The 2716-nt window shown below is 39.5% G+C and carries 2 protein-coding genes; both read left to right on the top strand.

The features are described 5' to 3' along the window. Positions 1-153: 153 nt before the first annotated feature. The gene (locus H5072_RS21505; RefSeq protein ID WP_182694117.1) at positions 154-1479 is read left to right on the top strand and encodes a PAS domain-containing methyl-accepting chemotaxis protein; all 1326 of its coding nucleotides are present in this window, start codon (positions 154-156) and stop codon (positions 1477-1479) included. Between the two features lie 284 nt (positions 1480-1763). Continuing rightward, on the top strand, positions 1764-2716 hold a 953-nt coding region (locus H5072_RS16250; RefSeq protein ID WP_182694116.1), incomplete at its 3' end, for a hypothetical protein.

The following is a 2716-nucleotide window of genomic DNA, read 5'->3' as shown; positions in this document are numbered from 1 at the left end:
TTTTACTTATTCTTACATGGATGTAAGCCATTAGAATAACGCAGGAGCAGTTATCGAGCCCACTAGGTTACAAACCTCGCGCCGTGATTTAATCGCCCCTAGATTGAACAAATTTCAATCCACAAAGGTCAACACGCCCAATTAAGGATATTAATGTTTTTTTCTAAAAATAAGCAAAATGAAATAGCCTCTTTAAAAGCAGAACTCTATCCGTTACAACAAGTGTGGGAAGGGCTTTACCGAGAGATGTTAGTTGTTAATATTCTTTATGATGGGCGTATTTCGCACGCCAATGATAGGTTTTTAGAAAACTTAGGCTACAACGAAGACGATCTTACTAATAACTCTTTTGATGATTTTATTACTGAGTCATCTCGTCAATCTTCAGAATTTAAAAGCCTACAGCAAGCTATAAAAAAAGAAGGACATTGGGGCGGTGCATTACAAATTGCGCGCGGTGATGGTAAAGCTGAATGGTTACGTTTAATAGTACATCCTGTAAAAGGGGAGCAAGATCAGTTGCTCTATTTTTCTATATTCGGGAGTGTGCTTACAAAAACAATTACGGCTTCCCGCGAGCAAAGCGACACTATCAAAGCGATATATCGCTCTATGGCAGTAATTGAATTTGATTTAGAAGGCCATGTTTTAAAAGCAAATGAGCAGTTTTTATCAGCAATGGGTTATCAAGAAAGTGAATTAATAGGAAAACACCATCGCACATTTTGTGAAGCTTCAGAGTATAATTCCCAAGAGTATCAACAGTTTTGGGCTAAATTAAGAGAAGGACAGTTTATAGCGGAGCGCTTTAAGCGTGTTGATAAATACGGCAATGTTGTATGGTTAGAAGCGTCATATAACCCAATCTCAAATGACGCGAATGAGCTTTATAAAGTAATGAAGTTTGCAACAGTTATTACAGAGCAAGTAAATCAAGAAATTGCGATATCTCAGGCTGCCGAAATTGCTTATAGCACCTCAACCCAAACTGATAAAAAAGCAGAGCAAGGCGCGAGCGTTATACAAGATACGGTTACAGTAATGACCGAGCTTGCTATTAACATGGAGCAAGCTGCAAGTGAAATTTCAGCTCTTGATCAGCAGTCGCAACAAATATCGAGTATTGTACAAAGTATTAGTAGTATTGCAGAGCAAACCAATTTGTTAGCATTAAATGCCGCAATTGAAGCGGCTAGAGCTGGCGAGCAAGGTCGAGGCTTTGCTGTGGTTGCAGACGAGGTTCGACTGCTTGCATCGCGTACATCAAAAGCAACAGAAGAAATAGTAGAAGTAGTACAGCGTAACCAATCACAAACCCAAAATACGGTGGCTGTAATAGAAAAAGGTAAAGAAAAAGCAGAGCAAGGTTTAGCACTATCTAAAGAGTCGGGTGATGTGATGCAGGAAATTCAGCAAGGCGCACAAGAAGTTGTAAATGCGATTGGGCAATTTACCAGTGAACTTAAAGCTAACGGCTAGATTAGTTACGTCCTTATTCTAAAGCGGGCACCTTTACCGGTACCCGCTCAACCTACCCCCTCAATATTACTCTCGAAACACCCCTGATAATTTTAAATTTAACAACTATTCTTTTTTAACCCATTAAATAATAGGTAATAAGTTTCTTCACCCCTATAAATGATAATAAGTTGTTGCATTTTTGTTCTTTGTTCCTAATACTGGTGAACGCCAAGGCTGACAAGCCCTAGTATGAATACCTTAAATGATAATAAAATATTACGTACATAACATTAAGGAATTGTATGAACAACACTAAGCGCACACACACATTAATTAAACCAAGTCACCTAATTGGTGCTGGGCTTGCTATGCTAATGAGCTTTTCTGCTGCGAGTAAAGACTACAAAATTATATTAATTCACGGGTTACAAACTTCGCAAATAACCAATAAGTCGGGTAGTGATGTAATTAATGACGGTGAAACATATTGGCAATCGTACTGGAATAATCGTGCAGATGAGCGAATTGATTGGCCTGCTTATGAGCGAATTGAAGGTAAAATTGCTACCGATTGGGTGTGGCCAAAGTTAAAGCAAATTTCACGCTCTAATTTATGCAGTGATGGCTGTGTATTTGTAACACATTCAACAGGCGACTTAGTTGCACGCCATATTATTGATAACCAAGAAAACTGGTTAGAAAACGCAGGCTTACAGCCGCTTAATATTGTTGCGACGTTTGATTTAGCAGGCGCGGGTGGTGGAAGTGAGCTTGCAGATGTAGCCGTTAGTGCTTTAACTGGCGCATCATGGAACTTTGCGGTCGATGCAGCACTCAAATGGTGGCTAGGGAGCGATGTAACCGAAGCTGTTGGTGTATTACACGATTTAAAAGTGAATAATGCCCGTAAAATATCGCCATTTCCTGATGCACGTACACCTAGATTACGCTTTGTGGCAGATGGTAATGCGTATTTAGGTTTAACAGGTGGATTTTTAAAAGGTAATGATGATTCGGTTGTAGCATCGCACTCTTCATGTGGTGCAAGTTCGGCTGGCTCGTTTGGAAGTTGTAGCAGCAGTATTGATACAGATGGCCATTTAAAATCGCAAGGTGATGCTGTTAGTAGCTTTATGCCAAATCATTATCCAATGATGATGAGTGACAGTTATAGCCATAACGAAATACATAACGCGCAGCGTAAAGGTAATGTCACAATAGCCATGAATAACGTAAATGTTGAAGGTAATAACGT

This window comes from Pseudoalteromonas sp. SR45-5, assembly GCF_014163565.1.
Lineage (GTDB): Bacteria > Pseudomonadota > Gammaproteobacteria > Enterobacterales > Alteromonadaceae > Pseudoalteromonas > Pseudoalteromonas distincta.
This window is presented reverse-complemented; position numbering and strand designations above follow the sequence as displayed.